Origin of the sequence: Veillonella intestinalis, from assembly GCF_943192895.1 — a bacterium.
Lineage (GTDB): Bacteria > Bacillota > Negativicutes > Veillonellales > Veillonellaceae > Veillonella_A > Veillonella_A intestinalis.
On the sequence record NZ_CALPCB010000005.1, the window covers coordinates 1 to 25,522 of the forward strand.

Consider the following 25,522-nt stretch of genomic DNA (forward strand, 5'->3'; position numbering starts at 1 on the left):
GTGCCACAAGTAACTTCAATCCACGCCCCCCGAATAAGGAGCGACCCACCCCCGCACATCAACATGCACAAAACCTTGTACTTCAATCCACGCCCCCCGAATAAGGAGCGACAAGTGTCGCAATATCGCCCCACCGTCATCAATAGACTTCAATCCACGCCCCCCGAATAAGGAGCGACTGTAAATAAACCGATTTTGTGTCAGACATACAAAACTTCAATCCACGCCCCCCGAATAAGGAGCGACTATTCGGGCTACTATTGCAGCCGCTGCGCGTGGTACTTCAATCCACGCCCCCCGAATAAGGAGCGACCATCATACTAATACTCTTTCCACATCATCTACAATACTTCAATCCACGCCCCCCGAATAAGGAGCGACAGTAGCAACTGTATTCTTAGATGTTTTATCGATGACTTCAATCCACGCCCCCCGAATAAGGAGCGACACCTTTGCGTATTCCTTTTGTCATCTCTTGAGCAGACTTCAATCCACGCCCCCCGAATAAGGAGCGACAGTAAATCTTATCGTACTTTGAAAAGTCTTCAGCACTTCAATCCACGCCCCCCGAATAAGGAGCGACGTCTTCGTCAATGATTCCTACTTCGTTCGCAAGTTACTTCAATCCACGCCCCCCGAATAAGGAGCGACAAAGACCACCCCCAGTTTTATAGATTACATATGCACTTCAATCCACGCCCCCCGAATAAGGAGCGACCTCCTTGATAATCAATAAAGGCGTGGTATGGGAAACTTCAATCCACGCCCCCCGAATAAGGAGCGACATTCTAAAGGGGAACGGCTTGGAGTGTCCCCTTTAACTTCAATCCACGCCCCCCGAATAAGGAGCGACTTTATATCTTAAAAAGATTGAACAGACAGGTACTACTTCAATCCACGCCCCCCGAATAAGGAGCGACAGCTACATATAGTAGACCAACTCTACTATACCCAGCAAACTGAGCTCTTTCATAAGCTCAGACAATTAATTTCATCAGTATATATAAATATGATAAATTAATTTTAACAACTTTAAGTGCGAAACTCCCATCATTTCACAAAATGCTACAGTTTCGCACAAGTTGATTATAAATAAGCACTATTTAAGAATAATAAAATGTCTAGTTTAAGTGCCTATATCCATCTTACCATATAAAGCACTATTTTTCATTTAATAATTATACTTTAAAACTACCACAATTTCCCAGAGGAAAAGATCAACTGTAGCGCCAACAAACCTACACCTAATGAAAATACTAATAAAATACTTGTTGCCTTCAATCGTTTAGCTATAGCCGCCCCTACTTGTGCCCCTATAACTGCACCAATGCCGCAAGCAATAGCAATATTCCACTGAATATGCCCTAAATAAAAATGAGTCGCTACTCCACTAATCGTAGACAAAAATAAGATAAATTGACTCGTAGCAGTTGCAATATGGGTTGGAAATCCCAATAAATACACGAAGGCCGCTACATGAATTAGACCGCCACCAATGCCAAAGACACTGGAAATAAACCCAACTACAACACTGATTAAACAACCAATTGTTTTACTATAAGTTAATTCATGCAACTGAAGAGATTCCTCTTTTCGTTGCCCTTTTGTAAAATTCTTATAACCAATAAACGTAGACATACATAATAAAAAAAGACCAAACCAAAATTTTAACATGGCTATGTCAAATCCTTCAGAAGCTACTGCACCTAGATAAGACCCAGGAATAGTGGCAATCGTGAACCAAATAGCCGCACTGTATAAAATTTTCTTTTGCTTAATAAACGCCGTCGAAGCTGACATAGCATTAAACATAACAATCGTAAGCGATGTTCCCACTACCATAGCAGGCGACCAATCGGTAAAAGTATATAAAAAAACAGGCACAAAGACTAAGCCGCCACCAGCACCAATTAAGGTTCCAAAAGCACCTACGCCAATGCCAAGCAAAATAAATTGTAAAAGCACACCTATAGACATGCCTAATATTACACCACTTACACCATCCATATTATTAAACTCCTAATCAACAGAATCTACTCTATTTATGACTCACTGCCTATTACCAAAGATCACCTATAGCAATAGTAATAACAATAACAATAACAATAGCAATAAAATAACATTTCAATAATTGAACTTAGTATACCCTAAAATAAACAGAAACGCCATCGCTTCCTAAGCATAACTAATAAATTAGCTATCTTATGTAGCAATGGCGTTTCTGTTTAAGTAAGTTTGTGTAAGTTTGTGTAAATACGTTTATAGTTAACTAACTGGCGAAGCCAGTCAAAGAACTACCTTAATTAGGTACGGACGTTTTTTATTCAATAAATACCGTCCAATTTTCAAATTATGTGTTAGTATAGCTACTGACTAACTATTGACTAACTACAAGTAAACTTAAAATCAAGATTACTTTTTAATCTATATAGCCCTTACAAAACGGCTGATACAGCCGTTACAATTGGTGCAATCACCGTAGTCATAATGCCCATGAAAATCATGGCTAAAGAAGCAATAGCACCCGTTTTAGGGCCATCTTCATACGCTTTAGCCGTCCCCGTGCCATGAGCCGATATACCATAAAGCATGCCTTTTAACAATCGATTATGAATATGAGCACGCTTAATCATCATCGTTGTCATAATCATACCTATTAAACCCGTTGCAATAACTAAAATGGCTGTAATCGTCGGATCCCCACCCATCGTATCAGAGGCCGCTAAAGCAAGTGGTGTTGTTACTGAACGCGGTGCCACACTGTGAACAAGTTCTGGACTTAATCCTACAAGTTCTGCTAGCCCCATCGATCCTAAAAAGGCAATGGAACAGCCCATACCAATAACCACAAGTAGAGGAATAAAATATTCTTTCACTACACTGCGGAATTTATATAAAGGCACGGCAAAGGCTACCGTCGCCGGTTGTAACATCATGGTAATATACTGACTGCCTTCTTGATACACATCATAAGGAATGTTCATCGTCACTAAGAATAAACCAATCACTACTGGCACGGCTAACAAAGGCGTAAGAAATAATTTCTTACCAGACCGTTCATACAATTTTTTGAAAAGAAAGTACAATACTACAGTACCCACTAATGATTCGATGATATGAATACTAATCATCTGAAATAATGTGTAGTTTACCATAATCTGTACCCCTTTCTACGTAATTTCATAATACTCAAAGTAATGACAGTGACAGACACTAAAAGCGTTATAATACTCGTTACGATAACACCTAGTAACATAGCCCCTGTACTACCGAAGAGTTGTGTATACTGAATAATCCCAATAGCCGAGGGAATAAAGAACAACAATAATTCCCCAATCAATACGGCTGCACCTTGCTCTACCCAGTTTAATTTAATAATCCCTGAACAAAGCAATAGGAATAATAAAATCATGCCCACTAAGGTGCCTGGCAATGGCAATTGCAACCAGTCTTTTAGGTAACCACCTAACACCCCAATTAAGGCGAGCAATAGAATTTGACCTACTACCATCGCCACACGTCTCATTCGTCCTTGCCTCCCCTAATAGATATATTCATTCTCCAAATGAATGTTAAACGAATCATTTACTTAAATTGTAATTTATCGATATCCTCTTTGGCATGACTTATTGTATCTCATTTTTTATAAAAAAAATAATATTTTTTCCCTATACGACACTATTCTTTTTAGTTATAATAAATAAAGAAAAAATTGCAGGAGGACAGTATGGATATTACCCATTTAAAATATTTTGTTGAAGTGGCTCGACAAAAAAGTTTTACTAAAGCCGCTCAAACTTTACATGTAAGTCAGCCTTCTCTCAGTAAAGCCGTTCGCCTCTTAGAAGGAGAATGGAATAAACAACTATTTCGTCGTCGTGGCCATCGTATCGAGTTAACTAACGAGGCCTGCGCCGTATTACCACAGATTGAAGCTTTAGTGCGCCAATTTGAAGTATTAGAACATCAAATGCATCACACGAACGATATGGAGTCTGGTGAATTAAGCTTAGGCATTCCGCCGATGATCGGATCTTCCTTTTTATCCCCTATCATTCGCGATTTCATGGCCGCTTACCCTCAAATATCCCTAAAAGTTAGCGAACATGGCTCACCTCAAATTGCCCAATTAGTACAAGATGGACAACTACAAGTCGGCTTTGTTACATTGCCTGTATCGGATTTTACCAATCCAGATACTCAAACCTATATTTTCAATCATCAGCCTCTATACTATGTAATGCAGCCAGACTCGCCATTTGCCAATTATGAGTCCATTACATTACAAGAAATTCGTAAAGAACCGCTTGTATTTTTTCACCCGTCTTTTTCACTCTACGATATCATCCTTGGTCGTTTTCAAGAAATCGGTGTAGTTCCACAAATTGTAGCGCAAAGTAACAATTGGGATTTCATTACGGAGCTAGTAAAAAGTGGTTTAGGTACAGCTATTTTACCGCAAACAATTTGTGAGCGCCTTGACCGCAAACATCTTATATCTATCCCAATTGAACCTCGCATCAATTGGGTCTTAGGTATGATTTGGAATGAACGCTCTATGATTGTACCTGCTATTCGTTTGTGGGTTAATTACTTCCGCTCGCATGTAATTGAACAAACAACCAGTCATGAAGAGATTTCACAATAAGGATTAATATTGTCATAATAAAAAAACTCTGACCCCATAATATGAGGTCAGAGTTTTTTGGTTTAATTAACACTGCTTTTATATAACCTTTTACTGCTTAGCAAATTGCTGTAACAATGCTTCAATCTTCTCATCTTGTTGTTTTAGACGATTTTCTTGTAAAGCTAATTGTTCTTGCTGTTGTGCTACTAAGTTTTCTAAATAATCTACTTTTTCCTGCAACACATAGCTAGAAGAAATTGGGCCTTGACGATATTCTTCTACAAGAGCGCGTTCTTTTTTGCTATCACCAAACTTCCAAGTTACACCTGCATTAGCCATCAATTTACTATTCCCACCATTCATGGCTACGCCCGCACGGAAAAGCAAAGACTCATGTTTATAATGAGCAAGCCCCAAAGCAAAGGCATTTTCACCACCATAATAACCATAGCCTGCCATAATTTGAGTTGGCTCTAATGGATCATACTGAAGTGGACTAAGCGCAGCTAAAGCAGCACCCATAGCATCAGCTCTATCACTATTTTTTTGTAATTTATTTACTGAGTGCGTTACACTTTGTCCTAAATCCCGTAATTGAGAAACATTAACGGCATCTGTATCCGCTTCTCCAGGAGCTACATTCTTGATAGTCTTACTATTAGCATTAAGGCCTGCTTCATTTATATACGTAGCATCGCCTACTTTAAAGGAATCTGCTTGAACGGTCTTAGCCGTTACTGAATTTACTTGAATATCCTTAGCAAGATTGATGGATAATACGCCGTTTTCTGTAGTTGTATGAATATTACTATCACCTTGCACATGGACCTTCGGTGTTTCTTTAGCTATAGTAATTGGCGTTATCGTGTTATCAGCGGTAATTGTGAAATCAAATACGCCATCCTGACCATCTTTTACAATTACCGATTGGCTCTCCTTTGTATTAGGATTAGTCGTCGTAATTGTTGTCTCTCCAGACTTTTCATTTTTTAATACTTCTACTATGCTTCCATCTTTACCTGGAGAACCTGTTTCCCCTTTAGGGCCCTGTGGGCCGGTATCTCCCGCATCCCCCTTAGAACCTTGTGGACCAGTACCACCCGTATCCCCTTTAGGTCCTTGTGGACCGGTAGCTCCTGTTTCACCATTGTCCCCTTTAGGGCCCTGTGGGCCAGTAGCTCCAGTTTCACCCGTATCACCCTTAGGACCTTGTGGGCCAGTACCACCCGTATCACCTTTAGGGCCTTGTGGGCCAGTTTCACCTGTATCACCTTTAGGGCCTTGTGGGCCAGTTTCACCTGTATCACCTTTAGGACCTTGTGGACCAATAGCACCATCTTTGATTATAAAGCTCTGATCATCTGTAAAGGTTACTGTAGTATTACCCTTTCCATCGGACTCAATACTCTTAATCGTAACGCCATCTTTGCCAGGTGCCCCATCAGCACCGGCTTTTATAGCCGTTTCATCAACCCCTACAAAAATTACTTTTTTGCCATCAATACCTTGTTTCTCTTCAGCATATAAACCATCGCCAAAGTCAAAGATCATACCATGAATGGCTGCATTAGTTACCACATTTGTACCTGCTGTATAACTAGTGGCTGCATTTTTGCCGCCATTTACACCAGCAGAACGCAAGGATATGGTAGGTGTAGTAACTGTATTAATTACACTATATAACTGTGATCCATTAATAGCATCAGTCGATGTAGCAGAAATAAGGCCCGCTGCTACATGTTGAATGCGCCGCTCATTCCCCACACTGCCTACACTAATAATGCCATTGCTCTTGCCACCAGCAAAAGTCAACTCCAAGGAATTAATCGTTGCCGCTCCATATTCAGTATTACCAGCAGTATTAGCTGTTTTACTAGCCGCAATACTTGATCCACTGCCTAAAGCCACGGAATTAGCTACTCCAGCACTTGCACCAGCGCCTAATGCTAAGGAATCTTCTTCTACAGCCTCAGCATTGGCACCAAAAGCACTGGCTCCTGACTTCTTAGATTTAGCCTCAGATCCTATGGCTATACCCGTAGCTACTTCAGAATTGGAGTCATTGCCAATTGCAATTGTATTAGATTTCTTAGCTAAAGCAGTATGTCCACTATTATCATTAATTCCTGCACGACTGCCGATGCTTATGTTTTTATCGCCCTGAATATATCGGCCAGACTCCACACCGATGGCCACATTATCATCGCCCGTTACAAATACACCAGCGCGAGCACCAAAAGTCATATTTTCGCCACCAGTAACAAATTGACCACTGTGTTTGCCTAAGGTCACATTACTGTCACCTTTAATATAACTGCCAGCAGCAACCCCTACAGAGAAATTATCTTGACCAGCTACATAATTCCCTGAGGAAAAACCTAATGCTATATTATGCTCTGCCCCATCAACCAGAGTGGTCCCCTTCACATTTACTTGAGGCTCACCAAAACTATCTACATTAGACACATCATAACTGCTAGCTTCATAGCCTACATAACGTCCTGCATTTTCACCAATGCCCACATTGAAATTACCTACAATATTCGAGCCAGAAAACTTACCTAACGCTATATTATTATTGCCCACAGATTGACCGGTAGCACCAGCAGTATTGACAAATTTTCGAATATTTTGACCTGCTTGAGTCCCTAATGCATAGTTACCATCACCATTTACATCTTTACCAGCATCTGTACCAAAAGCATAATTTGAGGTTCCCACAACATTTGTACCTGCCTTCGCACCAAAGGCTACATTATCATTGCCCCGCACTTGCTTACCAGTTTGTGAGCCAAAGGCATAGTTAAAACTACCTATTAAATCTGAGCCCGCTTGATAACCTATAGCTAAGTTATAATTACTATCTTCAGATTTTGCTATACCATTTTCAACAGTTGTAACACTTTGTAGGTCACTGCCAGCACCATCCATTAAAGCAATATTATTATTCCCCGTTACATTGTGGCCAGCTTCTGAACCAAATGCAAAATTATAATTGCCTTTAGATGTCATACCTGCTTTATAGCCCATGGCAAATTTAAAATCACCAGAGGACACTTCATGTGCATAGTCGCCTATACTTACATTATATTTTCCGCTTCTATCACGGCCCACTTGTTCGGAAATAACAGTATTGAAATCTCCACCAATCCAACCAGCATAATTATTACTACTATCAGCTCTGCCATTACCACGAATAAAATTATACTTGCCATTTACGGCCGTATTGCCTGCCCCACCAGCATCAGAAATTTGATTGCCTAAAATGATATTCTTTTTAGTCTCATCATAGGTAACAGTAGCGCCCCATACAGTAGAGCCAAAGTATGTCCCAAATACACCACATACTAAACTAGCTACCATTAATTTATTCAAATGATTTTGCTTTTTTTGCAACTTTCCCATTTACAACTCCTCATAATGTATTAAAGTCCAGTTTTCAGTATTACTGAAAGAATATCTACTTATAGCCCCATACGTTGCATTAACATATCAATTTTAGCTTTCATATCTGCATTATCTTTTTCTAATTGTGTATAATCAGCTATTAATTTTTCATGCATTGCTTTCATCTGAATATTTTCAGCTTCTAAAATTGCCAATTTATCTTGCAACACATAGCTAGAAGAAATTGGACCTTGACGATATTCTTCTACAAGAGCACGTTCTTTTTTACTATCGCCAAACTTCCAAGTTACCCCCGCATTAGCCATTAATTTACTATTACCACCATTCATAGCTACGCCGGCACGGAATAACAAGGACTCATGTTTATAATGTGCAAGCCCTAAAGCAAAGGCATTCTCACCGCCATAATAGCCATAACCAGCCATGATTTGTGTTGGTTCTAATGGATCATACTGAAGTGGACTAAGTGCAGCTAATGCAGCCCCCATAGCATCAGCACGATTACTATCTTTTTGTAATTTATGAATAGAATGACTCACTGTATTATTTAATTCACGCAACTGTCCTACATTCACTGCATCACTAGCCTCTTCGCCAGGCGCTACATTCTTGATAATCTTATCATTAGCATTAAGACCTTGTTCACTAATATACGTTGCCTCGCCTACTTTATACGCCTCTGCTTGAATTGTCTTCGCTGTAACTGAATCAACTGTAATATCCTTAGCAAGACTAACAGTTAACGTATTGCCATTAGCGGTCGTCTGAATATTATTATCGCCATGCACTTGAACGTGCGGTGTATCTTTTGCCACAGTAATAGGTAATACTGTTTTATCCGCTGTAATTGAGAAGTCAAAAGCACCATCTTTACCATTAACTCCATCTTTACCATCTTTTCCATCTTTTACAACAACAGATTTTTCCTCAGCCGTATTAGGATTAGTGGTAATAGTAGTTTCTCCAGTTTTTTCATCTTTTGATACTTCTACTACAGTTCCATCTTTGCCTGGAGAACCTGGCTTAATAACGCTTTGATCCACACCAACTAAAATAACTTTTTTGCCTTCACTATTTTCCTTTTCTTCCGCATATAAACCATCACCAAAGTCAAACATCATACCATGAACAGCCTGATTAGTCACTACTGGCGTGCCTTCTTTATATGTGCTATCTGCTTCTCTCCCTTTGCTAAAGATAGAAATCGTAGGACTAACAATCAGCCCTCTAACGGCCTGAAGCTGAGCCACATTGACCGCATCGGTAGGTGCCATACCAGCTGCCAAATTAGTGATTTGACGCGTATTAGTATCATTACCTACAGATACAGCCCCTAAAGTGGACTTCCAAGTTTTATCAGTTTCAGTTGATTGTATCCCTTTTACTGGATCATAGCCAGCTACGCCAACTGCAGTTCCTGCCACTGATTGTGATCCTAAAGCTACACCATCAACCACAGTAGCTTTAGCATTATGACCTATAACTACCACTTGATTAGCTGTCGCACCTGTTTCATTACCAAGAACAACTGAATTCTTTAAGCTAGTAGCAAAAGCAGATTCGTCTTTCTTATCTCTAAAGCCTAGTATAATATTCCCTTCAACAGCCTCAGTTGCTGAGCCTGCAAGAGTTTGATGATTACCGATTACAGCATTTTTCACGGCATTTTCAAGAGTATTATAGGAGCCACTAATATAGCTATGAGATACAGCTTTACCAGTGTTTTCATACCCGGTAATGGCATTAAAAGCAGCAAAAGAATTTCCATTGATAGCTTCCGTCAATTTAGTATCTCTTGAATTCAAAACAAAATTGGTATCTACACCACGCCCCGTTAAGGTATTGCCTACCCCGGAAATAGTAGAGAATAAGGCGTAATCAGCTTTATTCGCACCGCCAATAATCCCCACAGAACCCATGCGATTATCTTGAGAATACTTGCGAAGCGTTTCTGCTAATTCTTTAATTGAATTATTAGCTACTGTAGGATTTAAGGTTAATGTACCTAAAAATGGCACATTGGTAGAAAGCGAGTCCATTATGATAGGACTATCTGGAGTAATATAGGAATTAGTTATTTCATTGCCCGTACCAAAAATCAGTGCCCCATTACTCTTATTAATACGATTCGCTGTCCCAACAATATTAGAAGCCGTCCCTGAATACATAAGCCCTGAAACAGGATCAGAAGAACCACCCAACAACGAAAAGATATTAGCACTTAATTCTTCATTGCCTTCAATACTATTTAAAGAGCCACTAATACTAGAGCCAAAACCTTGAATAGCAGCCCCAGCATTATGAAGGGCATTCGTACCACGAGTTATCTGATTCCCAACCCAAGATGCCGTTGGCTTATCATACGCTTTTGATATAACATTATAGGAACCATTGATACTAGAGAAGTTCCCCATATTAAATGAGTTATCACCCACTGTAGTAGAACCTACGCCAGTTGTTACATTTGAATTCGCTAATTTTCCATTATTAGCAATTGCTGTTCCACCGATTTTGCCATTAGCCGTACTAAAATCAAAATCACCAATCTGCCCTCGATAGTCGCGATTCCCCAATTCCACATTGCCAATTCGTGCATGTGTATCTTGACCAATAGCAATACCTCCAGTAAGTACTGATTTATCTCGGCCAAAAACAATTATACTTTCATGATTGCCATTACTCATATTATGAGAATGAGCATTAGTACCTATAGCAATACCACCTATAGCGGGACCACCCTCATTATTTACCTTAGCAGTAGAGCCTATAGCTACACTATCTTTTTCTGTAGCTAATGCATTCACACCTATCGCCACTGCATTAACGCCAGTGGCACCGTCACCATTATAATTTTGTCCTGAATTTATTTCGGGATTTGTTGGGCCAATACCTAAAAATTTAGCACCTGTACTTGCTGCGTCTACACTCCCTAAGGTTGTCGCTGTTAGTCCCATTAACACTAAAACACTTAACGTAGTTTTTTTCTTCATAACCCTTTACTCCTTACTAAAAACACAAACCTTACCATTCCTTAAATCTTTTAAACTTAAATTACTCACTAAAATCCAACACACCATTTATACAAAAAAGCAAAATATTCATCATATATTAATTATTACTTTATTTTATTTCTTATTTCACTTTTTTAGATAAACTCTATATCATTATACACAAGTAATTTATATTAATCTATATTTTGACATATATTATATTTGAAATATAACATCATTATTTTACAGTTCTTTTACAATTTTTTCATTATTTTTTAATGTTTTGTTATTTTTCGTGTTTACATATTCACATTGCATAAAAGAATATCCATAGAAAATATTGATAATTTATCTCGATTTGCTGCACAGAGCTAAAAAAATTCTTATATCATCAACATTTTTTATAAATAAACTTCTAAGTTTATCGATATTTTATTGCATAATTCGCAATAATGAAGAAGAAGTTTCTTCATTTATTTTCTTTATTATAATTTTTATAACTAAAGTTTTATAGTTAATACCCTCGTTTAGCCAACGCTCTTTGCCGCTTTTTACAATTCTGTTTAACTGGTCTACAATGGTTGCTACACACTTGGCAACGCCCTTTAGCATCAGTCAACGGCAAAACAGCCCCCTGCTCAGGTTGAACAGTTCTAGTAAATTTACTAGATTTTTCAACATTTAAACTTTGCTTCTTAGGTTCTTGAGGTACTCGTATATCGGAAACCCTCTGCTCAGCCTCATTTTGTTTGCTACTTGTATTAGGCCTAGCAAATATACCAGCTAACACTCCATGAATCAACTCACCAATAAAACCACCCTTGATCGACGTAAGTTGCTTTTTATAAACATCACGTTTTGTAGTATGCCCACCAAGGTCATTTACTTTTTTGGCTTTTTTTGGATGGCTGATTCCACAATATCCAATACTTGAAGAACTGCTGAACGACCTAAATCTTGTACAGTATCCTTCACTTCGCTAGCCTTTTGTTTCACTTGCGTTGCAACGCCCTCAACATTAGCTTTTACTTCACCTGTTTTTTCTTCTGCAGTCTGTAACACTTCTGAGGCTTTTAATTTTGTAGCCTCTACAGTTTCATAAGTTTTTTCCTTTACCTGCTCCGTTGAGGCTTTAACCTCTTTAGCCAACTCTTCACTTGCCGCATCAAAATCTTGATACCATTCCTCACTACGAGCTTCTACATCCTGTTTAGCATGTTTTGCTTTTTTCAAAGCTTTTTTACTTTCTTTTTTAGCATCTTTAGCTAATTTTTTCGCTTCTTTTTTTGCTGATTTTTGAGCTTTTTTAATAGATTTTTTAGCCTGTTTAGCTAACTTTTTAAACTCTTTCCATTCAGTATGTTGCATCAAGTCTTCAATCGTAGCTTGCACTGATTCCCCTTTATTAAGACCCTTACTCAACATATTAAAAATGTCTTGCAAGAAAATCTCCCCAGTAGGGAAGCCCGTTTCTTCAGTGCTATCTTCAATCGCTTCAGAAGTTTTAGAGGAATCATTCACTACATCAGCCTTTGCAGCTTTAGAACTATTTTTTACCACATCAGATGTTTCTGTTTTTGAAGACTGAGTATCTGACTCAGCAACTGAGCTAGCAGTAGCCGCTTTTGCATTAATAACTGCATTAGTGCCCTCTACAGCGTTATCAACAGCTAAATCACTAGCCTCATCACGACCTTGTGTTAATGGCGCCCATGGTACTTCTGTATCATGAAGGGGATTAGCTGATGACACCCCTGAGGTAGCGGATTTAGAATTTGTTAAATTAGGGTTGGTTGTATTCGCTTTAGAATTAACCGAACTTAGTGTTTCACCATCAGACTGTGCTACTACAGTCCCCTCTTGTCGAGCTGCTACCGTACCAGCTTGACGCGCTGCCACAGCACTAGTCTGGCGAAGCGCAAGAGGGCGCTCGGTTACATCCACATCATCCAAATCCACTTGATCAATATCCAACTCTTCACTAGTTAATTCCTCACCTTGACTTTGGAACTCGTCTTCTAGGGAATCATATACGTGAAGTTGTGCTAATAAATCCTGCGTTTCACTGATTTCTTGCCACAAACTATCTAACAAAGCCGTATAAAATAAACGAGACTTTACTTCTTCATAGGCTTGCTTTGTAATATGTAACTCTTCATATGTCAAATCATCGGTTGCATCCAACTCTTCAATCATTTGTTGAATGTGACGATCCTCGGCATACTTATTTTGTAACGAACGACGAACTGAATCAATAACGGACTTACCAATAATGCCATGACGATTATGCATATTCCCAGCTCCTATCTTTTACAAGAAAACGTGCTATCACAATATTACTAACAACTAAAAGTCTTACGTACTGCTTCTATTTTTTCAACATAGGCACCGTATTACTTGCCAACGGCATTATGTTAACTGTGTAATCTTCACGACCTAAAATCTTCGCCGCATGAGCCAAGGCATCATCGATGGACGTAACAACATCGATTCCCACTCGATCACAAGTTTCTTTATTTTCAGGCTTAGTAACTAAAATATGATGATATTTTTGGAAGTCTTCACCTAAATGTAAAGAAATAAACCCTGGTACGGTAAAGCCATTGCGAAGTTTGATTTCACGCTCACGAAGATCACGAGTTTCAAACCAATCAATAAATTCAGCTGGCTCAGCAATGTCATCTAATTCCATCAACAAGATAACAACACCACCTGGTTTACATGCGCCTACGGCATTAACCTGTGTTTTAACCCCTTGATATAAGTTTATATCTTTTGGATAGCCACCAGCCGTAGCAATGACACAATCTGCTAATCCATTAATATCAACACCATAAATTTTTTCAACTAATTGAGTGCCTTCAAGCCATGCATCTTCCCAGTGACCACAAACAAACTTAGCCACTTTGCCTTCTGTATTAGCCACTGTATTGATTAGGAAGTCAGCCTCTACAGCACAACCATGTTCTCTTTGGTCATCATGCATAATATTATGGCTAATATTACCGCTCACAATTTCAGGATTAGTACCTTCCCCCACATTGTCACGTAAACATAAACAATGGTTCTTTTGAATTGCTTCATAGGAGGAAATACCTGGTAAAATCGCTTTGCGACCACCACCAAAGCCAGCCATTAAATGATATACACAGCCCCCTGTTAAAATGAGGCGATCTGCATCAAGTGCTAACTCATTGACTTCAATTGGTACACCATGACTAGTTACACCTAAACGACGGAATTTGCTGTCTGGATTAATGCCACTACTATGTTCAATACGAACGCGATCTACAACTTCATCCCCAAATTCAGCGCGAGATTCGGCTTCTGTTTGTAAACGATGAGCCCCATAGGCAATCAACAAGAAAATCTTTTCATCTGGCACGCCTGCCTCATTCAAGTAGTTTAATAAAGTTGGCAAGAACTTCTGATAGCCAATCCAAGCGCGCGTAATATCTGATACAACTATACAAACTGATTCATCAGGTTGAACAATATCCTTTAAAGGAGCTGTTCCCGTAGGATTATTCAAGCTTTCAACTAACGCACTGCTCATATCTTCAAGGGCTGGATATTCGGCCCCTTCCACTACATTTAATACCTCTTGTGTTGGCAAATCAAACTCTACATAGCCACGGCCATATTTTAATTTAAAATGTTTCATTGTGATTCTCTTCCTCTCTCTTCTGTTGGGTAGCCCGTTGCCAAAGAGCCCCCTTCATAACAATCCCTTCACCAAATTTCGCTTCTAGCCCATCCATCGCTCTTGCCAGTTCTTCCTGAAACGTCTCCTCCTCAAATAGAGATGTCTGCCCCAATGCACCAGCAAAATCACTGACCGTAAGACCTAATAAGCGAATTGGTTTATTTATATTGAGTTTATTATACAACATCATACCTACTCGGTACAGTGTTTCTTCATTATCTGTTGGCACTTCAATTCGTTTTTGGCGGCTCAACGTTTCAAAATCATTAAACCTAACCTTTATAGCAATGGTACGACCTTTCAAATTTTGCTGGCGCAAACGCTTAGCGACTTTATGAGCAAAAAAATACCATTCTTGATTAATAATTTGAGGATCTACTAAATCCTCCTCATAGGTCAATTCATTGCCAATGGAATGTACCTGTCGTTCATATTCAACAGGCCTGTCATCCAAACCACGTGCCATATCATATAATCGCTTAGCTTGATTACCCACAATAGGCTTCAATGCTTGTTCATCCGGCAAGGCTGCCAATTGACCAATTTTATAATAGCCTGCCTCCTGTAAGCGCTTTGCCATATGACGCCCAACGCCCCATAAGCGTTTGACTGGTAATGGAGCCACAAATTCTGCCTCTTTACCATAGGGAACCACCACAAGGCCATTGGGCTTCTTAATATCTGAGGCTAATTTCGCCAAATATTTATTAGGCGCCACCCCTACAGAGGCCACCAAACCGGTAGCCTTCCAAATGTCTTCTTTAATTGCTTTACCTAAGGCGTAAGGGCCTGTAAAGCGACCATGGAGTCCCGTAACATCTAAAAAAGCTTCGTCTAAGGATAAGGGCTCAATATAAGGCGTATAGCGGTGCATTATTTCATGGACTTGCTCTGAAATAGCATAATAGGCAGCAAATCGTGGTCGTAAATAAATCCCCTCCGGACATAGTTCCTTGGCCTTTACCATACTCATAGCAGAATGAACCCCCATTTTACGAGCTTCATAAGAGGCCGTAGCTACTACACCACGCGAAGAAAGGCCGCCAACGATTACCGGGCGGCCTCTATACTCAGGATTATCACGTTGTTCCACTGATGCATAAAAAGCATCCATATCCACATGCATAATCCAACGTCTCATAGTTACTCCTATTATTCTGGCTTATCTTCTAAGCGACAGTATTTAATCTGAGCACAAATACATTCATCTTTAGTTTTATATAACTCAGGCAGAATTTTTACTAACTCATCAAACGTAGTTTCATTAATTGAATACCGTGTCCATAAACCATTACGCTGTGAATTTACAACACCGGCATCAATGAGAATTTTCATATGATAGCTCAACGTGGATTGAGACAGATTAAAACTTGCTAAAATGTCGCAAGCACATAATTCATTACATGACAACATGTCGATTATATGCAATCTAGTCTCATCACTTAACGCCTTAAAAATACTCGCCAATCTCTCGTATGATACTTCCATACCCAATACTCCTTTTACTAAACCCTAGCTTTTCATTCCTTTAACCTTATTCTATGTAATATATTATATACTAAATTCCTCAATAAATCTAATAATTTCAATTCACCAAGTTTTTGATAATAATCATGAATAAAAATTCTAATTCATAATACTTAATTAATCAAGTTTTACTCCCTATCACACACAAGGTTATCAAAATTTTAAATAACAATCCATTTATCAGTCACCTAACTAATTATAAGAGCCGATAAAAAATTATGAACAGCCAGATAGAAAAAACCAGCGGTCGAGAAGCTCTCGCACCGCCGGTTTTTTGAGGAAAAGGGATTAAACTAATCTATGACAGTAGTTAGTGCAAAGGGGGAGGGACGCACTAACCACTTATTTATATTATAGTTTACCTACTAAGTCCAAACCTGGTTTTAAAGTATCAGCACCTGGTTTCCATTTTGCTGGACAAACCTGATCACCATGTTTTGCTACGAACTGAGCAGCCTGCACTTTACGAACTAATTCGTCAGCGGAGCGGCCAATGCCCATGTTATGGATTTCAGCTGTTTCTACTTTACCTTCTGGGTTAACTACGAAGGAGCCACGATAAGCACGGCCATCTTCTTCGGAGAAAGTTTCAAAGAAATCAGCTAATTCATGTTTTTGGTCAGCCAACATAGTGTACTGAATTTTAGCGATGTTAGGAGATGCATCAGCCCATGCTTTATGTACGAATTCAGAGTCAACGGATACGGAGAATACTTCTACGCCCATTTCCTGTAATTCTGCATAATGAGATTGTAAATCTTCAAGTTCTGTAGGGCAAACAAATGTGAAGTCAGCTGGATAGAATACGAATACGCTCCATTTACCAACAACATCTGCTTTAGTTACGGTTACTACATCTGGATTTCTGAAACCCTGTAAGGAAAATTCTGGAAGTTCTTTACCAATAATTGCCATGTGTGAGTCACTCCTTATTATCTACTATAACATCATAAGCTACCAATTAATAATTTTTAATTGATAGTTGTTAACAACAAATAATCTATATTGATTATATATTCATCATACACTATACAACGAAAAAAATCAATCTAAATTAGAAAATCTATTATGCAAACTATGAAAAATGGCGATAAGATACTTTTATCTTATCGCCACCAATATAGCTATTATCTGTAGTTTCACTGATTTCAAATTAAATCAACTCAATTTTAACTGAATCATACTACTTATATACTATTTATTATTTGATTAAACCTTTAGCTACTAAAAAGTTATGAGCTACTTCTTTAGGGTTCTTATGCTCTACGTCTACTTGATAATTCAACTCACGCATAGTTTCTGTATCTAAGGTTGCCATCATACGGTCAATAACACCTTTTAATTCAGGATGGGCTTCTAATGTTTCTTCACGAACCAAAGGTACACCATAATATGGCGGGAATACCCCTTTGTCATCCTCTAGTACTGTTAAGTTATACTTTTTCAACAAACCATCCGTAGAAAAAGCATCTACAACCTGCACGTCACCACTAGCTAATGCTACATAACGAGTAGCGCCGTCAATCCCTTTAGCATCTTTAAAGGTAAATCCATATTCTTTTTGTACCCCTAATAAACCATCTTAACGATTTAAGAATTCAAGCGTAGTCCCTGCATTCAAAGAGCTAGCAACTTGGCTCAAATCACTCATCGTATGCAAGTTATATTCTTGGGCTACTTTAGGATCTACTGCTAAGGTATACGTATTACTAAATGGTGCCGCCGTCAACAAAGCAATCTTATGTTTATCCGCTAATTCTTGCTTAGACGTATTATATACTTGCTCTGCATCATTAATAGGATCATGTTTCAAAATATCTACATACGCTGTACCAGTATAATCAATGTAGGCATCAATATCGCCTTTTTCCATGGCATTAAATAACACCTGCGTACCACCAGCGCCTAAATGACTTTCTACTTTAATATCAGTATTTTTTTCAATCATTTCAGATAACATATTACCAAGCACTAACTGCTCTGTAAACTGCTTACTACCAATTCGGATAGTATTTGGATCTTTGACAAAACTACTGTATACATTGTTACCAAACATAACAACTAACAAAGCTACAACAATACCGACGCTCCACTTTTGACGACGACGTTTCGCTGTAAGCGTAGCTCTAGTTTTTAATAATTCTGGCTGTAAACTTACAGGCGTTACCAAAGACTCTACTTGAGATAATACCCAGTCAATAACTAAGGCTAAAATACAGGCTGGAATCGCACCGGCCAAAATCATACCATTATTGACGGAACTAATACCACTAAACACTAAGAAACCTAAACCACCAGCTCCGATAAAGGCCGCTATTGTCATAAGACCGACTGCTGTTACGGCAGAAATACGAACACCAGCCATCAACATAGGCAACGTCAACGGCAACTGTACTTTCCACAAAATTTGCTGACGCGTTAAACCGATACCACGGGCGGCTTCAATCGTCCCTGGTGAAATCTGGCTAATACCAATGTAAGTATTCTTTACGATTGGCAATAGAGAGTATAGGAATACTACAATGACCGACGGCAAAGTACCAATCCCTAATAGAGGAATCGCAAAACCTAATAGAGCCATACTAGGCACGGCCTGAATTAAATTGGTTGCCCCCATAACAGGTTTATTAAGGGGTTTTACATAACTAATTAAAATACCAAGCGGCAAGCCTACAATAATCGCAAGACCTACGGCAATGGCAGTCAACTGAATATGCTCTAACAAAAGACGCATAATCTGATCTGTATTTTCAAACATATAACTAAATATACTCAATTATATTACCTCCGCATCATCTACATACTGGCTCCCTAAAGTAGTAATTAAGCTACTTTGAGTAATAACGCCTGCTAAACGTTCCGAATCATCTAAAACTAGCATATACGGACGGTGCAAGGTTTGAATTGTTTCAACAATTTCCAATAAGGAATCACCGATATGAGCCACCTTCTGAGGCTGTGCCATAATTTCACTAACAGGCCCTTGTAAACTATCTTGCTCACGAATCATACGAGCATTAACAAGGCCTCTGAAACGGCGGGTGCCACGATCAATAACGATTAAAAAGTCTTGAGGTATATCTTTAATTTTTTTCATACAACGCAACAAACTATCGGTTGGATAGGCTGTATTGGTTGCTTCTATCATAATATCTTCGGCTTTAATAAACTCTGGCGAGTTCCAAATGCGGTTTTTACCGATAAAGCTTTCTACATATTCAGTAGCTGGATTTCGTAAAATCTGCTCTGGTGTATCATACTGTTCTACATGCCCTTCACGCATCAAACAAATACGGTCAGAAATCTTAATGGCTTCGTCCATATCATGAGTTACGAATACGATAGTTTTTTTCAAAGTCTCTTGTAAACTACGCAATTCATCCTGTAAGGATACACGAGTAATAGGGTCAATCGCCGAGAATGGTTCGTCCATTAAAATAACATCGGGATCTACGATAAGTGCACGGGCTACCCCTACACGTTGTTGCTGACCACCAGATAATTCAATGGGATATCGATCTAATAAATCACGGGATAAATCAACCAAGTCCATCATTTCATTAATTTTTTCAGCACGTCCTTCTTGCGGCATATTATGAAGATTCATAACCAATTCTAAATTTTTACGAATTGTCATATGCGGAAATAAGCCGGTTTGCTGGATAACATAACCAATTTTACGGCGTAATGCTACTGGTTCTATATCATGAACATTTTCGCCATTTACATAAATATCGCCACCCGTAATTGGAATCAAGCGATTAATCATTTTAAGTAATGTTGATTTACCGCAACCACTACCACCGATAAGGGAAACGATTTCACCATCAGGGATAGATAAGGTAATATCATGTAATACTTCTTTTTTGCCATAGCGTTTTTTTACATTTTTAATTTCAATCATGTAAGACCTCCCTAAAAAAACTAACAGTTCTAGTTCTTACAGCCTTTTACAATCAATACTACAACTCACACTATCAACTGCACGCTATAATAACTACAACTGTTAATACGCTTACTTACTATATATTTTTATGTATGAGCAGTCACCTCAGGCTGCTTACACATGTATAAACTCACGTATTATATGGATTAATTAAAACTATATATTTTGCCACTCCTCTAAGTGACAACCTTATTATATCACCAAGTTGTTACTTTGGTCAAATATCGACTTTTATAAATATAGAATAATTTTTATTACCTTAATGCATAATAACTGTCTATAATCTAGTGCATACAAAAAAGCGCCCAACCACTGTTGAGCGCTCACTTGTGTTATGTTGTATAAAATTTATAAACAAGAAGCTATATTTCATCTTCCTTGTTTTCACTATATAAAAATCGTTTCAATCGAGGCCAACTATCAGCAGGCCCAATAAAATAAATCTCTTCACCAGCCGTAAAAGTAGCATATGGCCCTGGTGATATAGTCATAGTCTTATCTTGCGACTCAATGGCCACGATAGTAATCCCAGTATGTTGCCATAATTGAATAGAGCCAATAGACTGTCCTAAATAACGGCACTCTTCCGTAATGGCCATCTTCATAGGCTGCAAAGGGTTTTTATACTGATAATGTCCCACTGATTCACTTAATCGCTGCATGGTATCTTTTAAAGTCTGCATCGATTTAATCTGAGCCTCAATTTGCTGATCTAAATCACGACGCAATGAATCAACTGAGTCAAAATCATTAAACTGCATACGAAATTGCTCGGCTTTTTCTTTTGATAAAACAGTGCAACCACTGCCCTTAGTTACCTCAACAATGCCCAAATCAGCTAATAAAGCTATGGCACGGCGTGAGGTTTCAGGGGATACTCCATAGTGGACAGACAAGGCAGAGCGCGCAAAAATACGCTCCCCTTCCTTGTAACCACCCGATACAATTTTACCAGCTACATCAGCCGCAATTTGCTGGTAACGCGCTGTGCGTACAGTTTTACGCACAACTACATACCTTTAAGTTTTAAAATAGCATCAACAAAGCCTTTAAATAATGGATGTGCTTTAGTTGGACGAGATTTTAATTCTGGATGGAACTGAACCCCTACAAACCAAGGATGATCAGCCACTTCCACACATTCTACTAAACGATTATCTGGGGATGTACCACTAATAATCAAGCCTTTTTCTGTCAATAATTGACGGAATGCATTATTAAATTCATAACGATGACGATGGCGTTCGTAAATTAAGTCTTCCCCATACGCTTCCCGTACTTTAGTACCTTCCACTGTTTTACATGGATATACACCAAGGCGCATAGTACCACCTTTTTGATCCACATCCACTTGATCTGGCATTAAATCAATAACTGGGTTTGCTACGCTTTCATCAAATTCCGTAGAATTAGCATCTTCTAATCCAGCAACGTGGCGAGCAAATTCCATAACAGCGGACTGCATGCCTAAGCATAAGCCAAGATATGGCACTTTATGTTCACGGGCATACTGAATTGTGCGGATTTTGCCTTCTACCCCACGATAGCCAAAGCCACCTGGTACCACAATGCCATCTACGTCTTTATAGATTTCTGTTACATCGCAGTCATTTTCTTCTAATTCTTCAGCATCTACCCATTTAATGTTAACTTTTGTATCCGTTGCAATCCCTGCATGCGTTAACGCTTCAGCCACACTGAGGTACGCATCATGAAGGGCTACATATTTACCAACTAAAGCTACAGTAATCTCTTTATTTGGTTGAAGAATCTTTGCTACCATTTCTTTCCAAGCTTCCATATCAGCTGGCACTTCTGGTAATTGTAATTTTTTAACTACAATATCATCAAGACCTTCTTCTTGCATCATCAATGGCACTTCGTAAATCGTATTACAAGTACGGTTTTCAATAACTGCATCTGGATCAATATCACAGAATAACGCTAATTTTTCTTTCATTTCATCAGAAATGTGTTTTTCTGTACGGCATACAATGATATCTGGTTGAATACCAATACTACGTAACTCTTTAACACTATGTTGTGTCGGTTTTGTTTTCAACTCACCAGCTGCACTAATATAAGGCACTAACGTAACGTGAATGTAGAGTACATCATTACGGCCTACTTCTTTTTTTACCTGACGAATGGCTTCTAAGAATGGTAAGCTTTCAATGTCACCAACGGTACCACCGATTTCAGTAATAACTACATCAGCATTATCTTCTTTACCTACACGATATACGTTTTGTTTAATTTCATTCGTAATATGTGGAATAACTTGAACAGTGCCACCTAAATAGTCACCTTTACGTTCTTTATTAATAACAGACCAATATACTTTACCAGCTGTTACATTAGAACGTTTCCCCAAGTTAATATCAATAAAACGTTCATAATGACCAAGGTCAAGATCCGTTTCTGCTCCATCATCAGTAACGAACACTTCCCCATGTTGATATGGGCTCATCGTACCAGGGTCAATGTTGATATAAGGGTCAAATTTCTGAATCGTAACATTTAGACCACGATTCTTAAGCAAACGACCTAAGGACGCTGCTGTAATACCTTTACCTAATGAAGAAACAACCCCACCCGTTACGAAAATATACTTTGTTGCCATGATTCCTCCCAAAGCTATGAATGGTATATACACACTATCGCCGCACTGCGACAGTTTTTAAAAACTAATGTTACAAGCTTTCGCTTATGCCTTAAACGCCTAAAAGCTAACTCTTTTCAAACGCTTACATCTTTTCAGGTGCTGAAATCCCCAAGATATCTAATCCATTGTGTAAAACGGCTGCAATCGCAGTAATCAAACCTAAGCGAGCTTGTTGTAAATCACTATCTACGCCCATGATACGGCCTTGTTTATAGAATGAATGAAATAAACTAGCCAAGTCATAGAGATAGCGAGCAATACGATGAGGTGCGCGATGTTCAGCAGCAGAACGAACTTCTTCTGGATACGCCCCTAATTTCTTGATAATATCTAATTCCAACTCACTTGTTAAGGTATCAAATTTAACACCTGTCCAATCGCCATATTCAATACCAGCGTCTTTCACTTGATTGAAAATGCTATGGATACGTGCATGGGCATATTGAATATAATATACAGGATTGTCATTGCTCTTAGAGGCAGCCAAATTAATATCAAAATCCAATTGGCTATCCAAGGAACGCATAAGGAAGAAATAACGAGCCGCATCAACACCTACTTCTTCAATCAATTCATCAAGCGTTACTGACTGGCCGGTACGCTTCGACATTTTAACAAGCTCCCCATCACGATATAAAGCTACCATCTGCAATAAGAGAATTTCCAAACGATTTGGATTATAGCCTAACGCTTCCATCGAAGCTTTTACACGCGCTACATAGCCATGATGATCAGCGCCCCAAATATTAATCATTTTTTGGAAGCCCCGTTCAAATTTATTACGGTGATACGCAATATCCGATGCTAAATAGGTAGGTTCGCCATTTTCACGAATCACTACACGATCTTTGTCATCGCCATAATGAGTGGAGGCAAACCACAAAGCACCATCTTTTTCATATACATCGCCCGTATCTTTTAAGAACTGCACCGCTTTATTAACTTCCCCACTCTTATGCAAGGAACGTTCACTAAACCAACGATCAAATTCTACATTGAAATTACGAAGGCTTACACGCAAAGCATTTAACTTTTCTGTCAAACCAAATTCTTTAAAAAATGGCAACCGTTCTTCATCAGATAAAATAGCAAAGAAATCGCCACGCCAATTAATAATGCTTTGTGCTGTTTCTACAATATCTTGACCATGATACCCATTTTCTGGGAATTCATTCTTCATATCTAGTAATTCTAAATAGCGAGCATTAATTGATTTGGCTAAATTATCAATCTGATTACCGGCATCATTAATATAATACTCTGATTCTACTTTATAACCAGCAGCCCGCAATAGATTAACAAGAGCGCTCCCATAAGCAGCCCCACGACCATGACCTACATGAAGTGGCCCCGTAGGATTCGCACTTACATATTCTACTTGAATGGTATCGTCTTCACGCACTGGCTGAGTACCATAGCAAATACCTTGTTCTAACACTGATTTCAAAGTGTCATAAACCATATCATTTTTTAAGAAGAAATTGATAAAGCCTGCCCCTGCTTTTTCTGCCTTTTCCAACCAATCATAGTCCATATTAGCAATGATAATATCTGCAATAGCAGCTGGATTCATATGAGCAACTCGGGCAGACTGCATAGCAATATTCGTAGAGAAATCACCAAATTCTTTCTGTGGTGGCACTTCTAGCACAACTTCAGGGTATGTCCCTTCTGGCAATGTGCCCGCAGCCAACGCTTTTGCTAATGCAGCCTCAATTCCTTGCTTGAGCTTGTCCTTTAGTTCCATACTCTAAGTCCTCCTGTAAATTAATATCTAGTTGGTTGTAATATTGCCATTCACCACCAACAGAAATGTCATAGCCTAAATGAATTGAACCAATTCCATCTTGTAACGTTGCATCTAATTCATGAGTTTTAAATGCCATATGCAACTCCCCAAAAGGCGTTTCATATACTGTTTGGCGCGTTTCGCCAAGAACATACTCATGACGCATAGATACCTTCCCATTACGAATTAACACAATGGAATGAGGTTTCAATTTTATGGTTGTATGTGAACCCTCCATCCCAGATAGTTCGGTTTCACTATACATAATATATTTTGTATCGTTTTTTTCGTGATATTCACCGGGAGAAACCATTTCAATGACCGTGTCTTTCCCGTCAGCATCACGTTGCGTGCTTTTCACGCCAACTAAAACGCGCTTCATCGAAGTCCTCCTTCCGCGTTTTTACAACTCACTTCATAGCTTATTTTGATAAACTATACATCAGTTCATTATACCATAGAAAACAAGGAAGTTTAAGAAATTTCTTTCCCCAAATCCAAGCCTATTCTCCAAGATTCCCTTCCGATTTTTGGCCCATCTCACTACCTGACTTAGCCTCTGTCATAAGTTGTTCAATAGCCTCAGGATGTGCTTTAGCAAAAGCTACGACTAAGGCTCTTTTTTGATTTCTTGGCATGCGCTTCACTTGATATTCCATAGATTGAGCGTCTTGCTTACGCTGAAATGATGTATACCATACTAATTTAACTGGCCTACGTGCCCGTGTATACTTAGCGCCACCAGGAATTTCACCATTGTGTTTCGCTACCCGTTGTACCAAATCCATGGTCCAACCTGTATACAAAGAACCATCAGCACATTCTACCATGTAGGTATAAAAGGCGTCCTTACTCATAAGC

The 25,522-nt window shown here is 38.9% G+C and carries 18 protein-coding genes, 1 pseudogene and 1 CRISPR repeat array; of the genes and pseudogenes, 1 reads left to right on the forward strand and 18 read right to left on the reverse strand.

From position 1 onward, the window contains the following. The first annotated feature begins 12 nt into the window (after positions 1 to 12). Positions 13 to 920: a CRISPR direct-repeat array (repeat unit 33 nt; unit sequence ACTTCAATCCACGCCCCCCGAATAAGGAGCGAC). A 271-nt stretch (positions 921 to 1,191) separates the two neighbouring features. From NFR27_RS04815 to NFR27_RS04825, 3 genes are all read right to left on the reverse strand, one after another. Next, the gene (locus NFR27_RS04815; protein ID WP_371875192.1) at positions 1,192 to 2,007 is read right to left on the reverse strand and encodes a sulfite exporter TauE/SafE family protein; all 816 of its coding nucleotides are present in this window, start codon (positions 2,005 to 2,007) and stop codon (positions 1,192 to 1,194) included. 428 nt (positions 2,008 to 2,435) lie between these two features. After that, positions 2,436 to 3,155 carry an LrgB family protein gene (locus tag NFR27_RS04820; RefSeq protein ID WP_251442057.1) on the reverse strand — a complete coding sequence of 240 codons (720 nt, stop codon included), beginning with the start codon at positions 3,153 to 3,155 and terminating at the stop codon, positions 2,436 to 2,438. Further along, positions 3,149 to 3,526, reverse strand: coding sequence for a CidA/LrgA family protein (locus NFR27_RS04825; protein WP_251442054.1), 378 nt, complete (start codon positions 3,524 to 3,526; stop codon positions 3,149 to 3,151). Before NFR27_RS04825 ends, NFR27_RS04820 begins: the two co-directional genes overlap by 7 nt. Before the next feature lie 201 nt (positions 3,527 to 3,727). On the opposite strand from NFR27_RS04825, the gene NFR27_RS04830 reads away from it, so the two are divergent. Beyond that, on the forward strand, positions 3,728 to 4,648 hold the full coding sequence (locus NFR27_RS04830; protein ID WP_251442051.1) for a LysR family transcriptional regulator: 921 nt from the start codon (positions 3,728 to 3,730) through the stop codon (positions 4,646 to 4,648). Positions 4,649 to 4,738: 90 nt separating this feature from the next. Here the strand turns inward: NFR27_RS04830 and NFR27_RS10095 are convergent, their stop codons facing one another. From NFR27_RS10095 to NFR27_RS04915, 15 genes and pseudogenes are all read right to left on the reverse strand, one after another. Beyond that, the gene (locus NFR27_RS10095) at positions 4,739 to 8,035 is read right to left on the reverse strand and encodes a YadA-like family protein (RefSeq protein ID WP_277612530.1); all 3,297 of its coding nucleotides are present in this window, start codon (positions 8,033 to 8,035) and stop codon (positions 4,739 to 4,741) included. A 59-nt stretch (positions 8,036 to 8,094) separates the two neighbouring features. Beyond that, entirely contained in the window at positions 8,095 to 11,028 is a 2,934-nt protein-coding gene (locus tag NFR27_RS04850) for a YadA-like family protein (RefSeq protein WP_251442048.1), read from the reverse strand. Positions 11,029 to 11,542: 514 nt separating this feature from the next. Continuing rightward, complete coding sequence (locus NFR27_RS04855; RefSeq protein ID WP_251442044.1) at positions 11,543 to 11,830, reverse strand: hypothetical protein; 288 nt, start codon at positions 11,828 to 11,830, stop codon at positions 11,543 to 11,545. An 80-nt stretch (positions 11,831 to 11,910) separates the two neighbouring features. Then, positions 11,911 to 13,320 (reverse strand): hypothetical protein, encoded by a 1,410-nt coding sequence (locus NFR27_RS04860; protein ID WP_251442041.1) that lies wholly within the window; start codon positions 13,318 to 13,320, stop codon positions 11,911 to 11,913. 76 nt (positions 13,321 to 13,396) lie between these two features. Next, entirely contained in the window at positions 13,397 to 14,692 is a 1,296-nt protein-coding gene (larAH10, locus tag NFR27_RS04865; RefSeq protein WP_251442038.1) for an NPN-dependent 2-hydroxyacid racemase, LarAH10 family, read from the reverse strand. Then, positions 14,679 to 15,875 (reverse strand): DNA polymerase IV, encoded by a 1,197-nt coding sequence (locus tag NFR27_RS04870; RefSeq protein WP_251442035.1) that lies wholly within the window; start codon positions 15,873 to 15,875, stop codon positions 14,679 to 14,681. Before NFR27_RS04870 ends, larAH10 begins: the two co-directional genes overlap by 14 nt. Before the next feature lie 11 nt (positions 15,876 to 15,886). Next, the gene (locus tag NFR27_RS04875) at positions 15,887 to 16,222 is read right to left on the reverse strand and encodes an ArsR/SmtB family transcription factor (RefSeq protein WP_115310648.1); all 336 of its coding nucleotides are present in this window, start codon (positions 16,220 to 16,222) and stop codon (positions 15,887 to 15,889) included. Positions 16,223 to 16,612: 390 nt separating this feature from the next. Further along, a complete protein-coding gene (gene ahpC, locus NFR27_RS04880) occupies positions 16,613 to 17,176 on the reverse strand; it encodes an alkyl hydroperoxide reductase subunit C (protein WP_251442029.1) in 564 nt (187 codons plus the stop codon). A gap of 286 nt (positions 17,177 to 17,462) precedes the next feature. Then, positions 17,463 to 19,019 (reverse strand): annotated as a pseudogene (locus tag NFR27_RS04885) (ABC transporter permease/substrate-binding protein). A gap of 18 nt (positions 19,020 to 19,037) precedes the next feature. Next, on the reverse strand, positions 19,038 to 20,165 hold the full coding sequence (locus NFR27_RS04890) for a betaine/proline/choline family ABC transporter ATP-binding protein (RefSeq protein WP_251442023.1): 1,128 nt from the start codon (positions 20,163 to 20,165) through the stop codon (positions 19,038 to 19,040). A gap of 404 nt (positions 20,166 to 20,569) precedes the next feature. After that, the gene (locus tag NFR27_RS04895) at positions 20,570 to 21,214 is read right to left on the reverse strand and encodes a GntR family transcriptional regulator (RefSeq protein ID WP_251454668.1); all 645 of its coding nucleotides are present in this window, start codon (positions 21,212 to 21,214) and stop codon (positions 20,570 to 20,572) included. Positions 21,215 to 21,216: 2 nt separating this feature from the next. Next, positions 21,217 to 22,830: a CTP synthase gene (locus NFR27_RS04900; protein ID WP_251442004.1), complete on the reverse strand. Its 1,614-nt coding sequence runs from the start codon at positions 22,828 to 22,830 to the stop codon at positions 21,217 to 21,219. A gap of 124 nt (positions 22,831 to 22,954) precedes the next feature. After that, entirely contained in the window at positions 22,955 to 24,619 is a 1,665-nt protein-coding gene (gene argS / locus NFR27_RS04905; protein WP_251454672.1) for an arginine--tRNA ligase, read from the reverse strand. Beyond that, a complete protein-coding gene (locus NFR27_RS04910) occupies positions 24,585 to 25,043 on the reverse strand; it encodes a YwiB family protein (RefSeq protein ID WP_251454675.1) in 459 nt (152 codons plus the stop codon). Before NFR27_RS04910 ends, argS begins: the two co-directional genes overlap by 35 nt. Positions 25,044 to 25,164: 121 nt before the next feature. Beyond that, on the reverse strand, positions 25,165 to 25,518 hold the full coding sequence (locus tag NFR27_RS04915) for a GIY-YIG nuclease family protein (protein WP_251454677.1): 354 nt from the start codon (positions 25,516 to 25,518) through the stop codon (positions 25,165 to 25,167). Positions 25,519 to 25,522 lie beyond the last annotated feature (4 nt).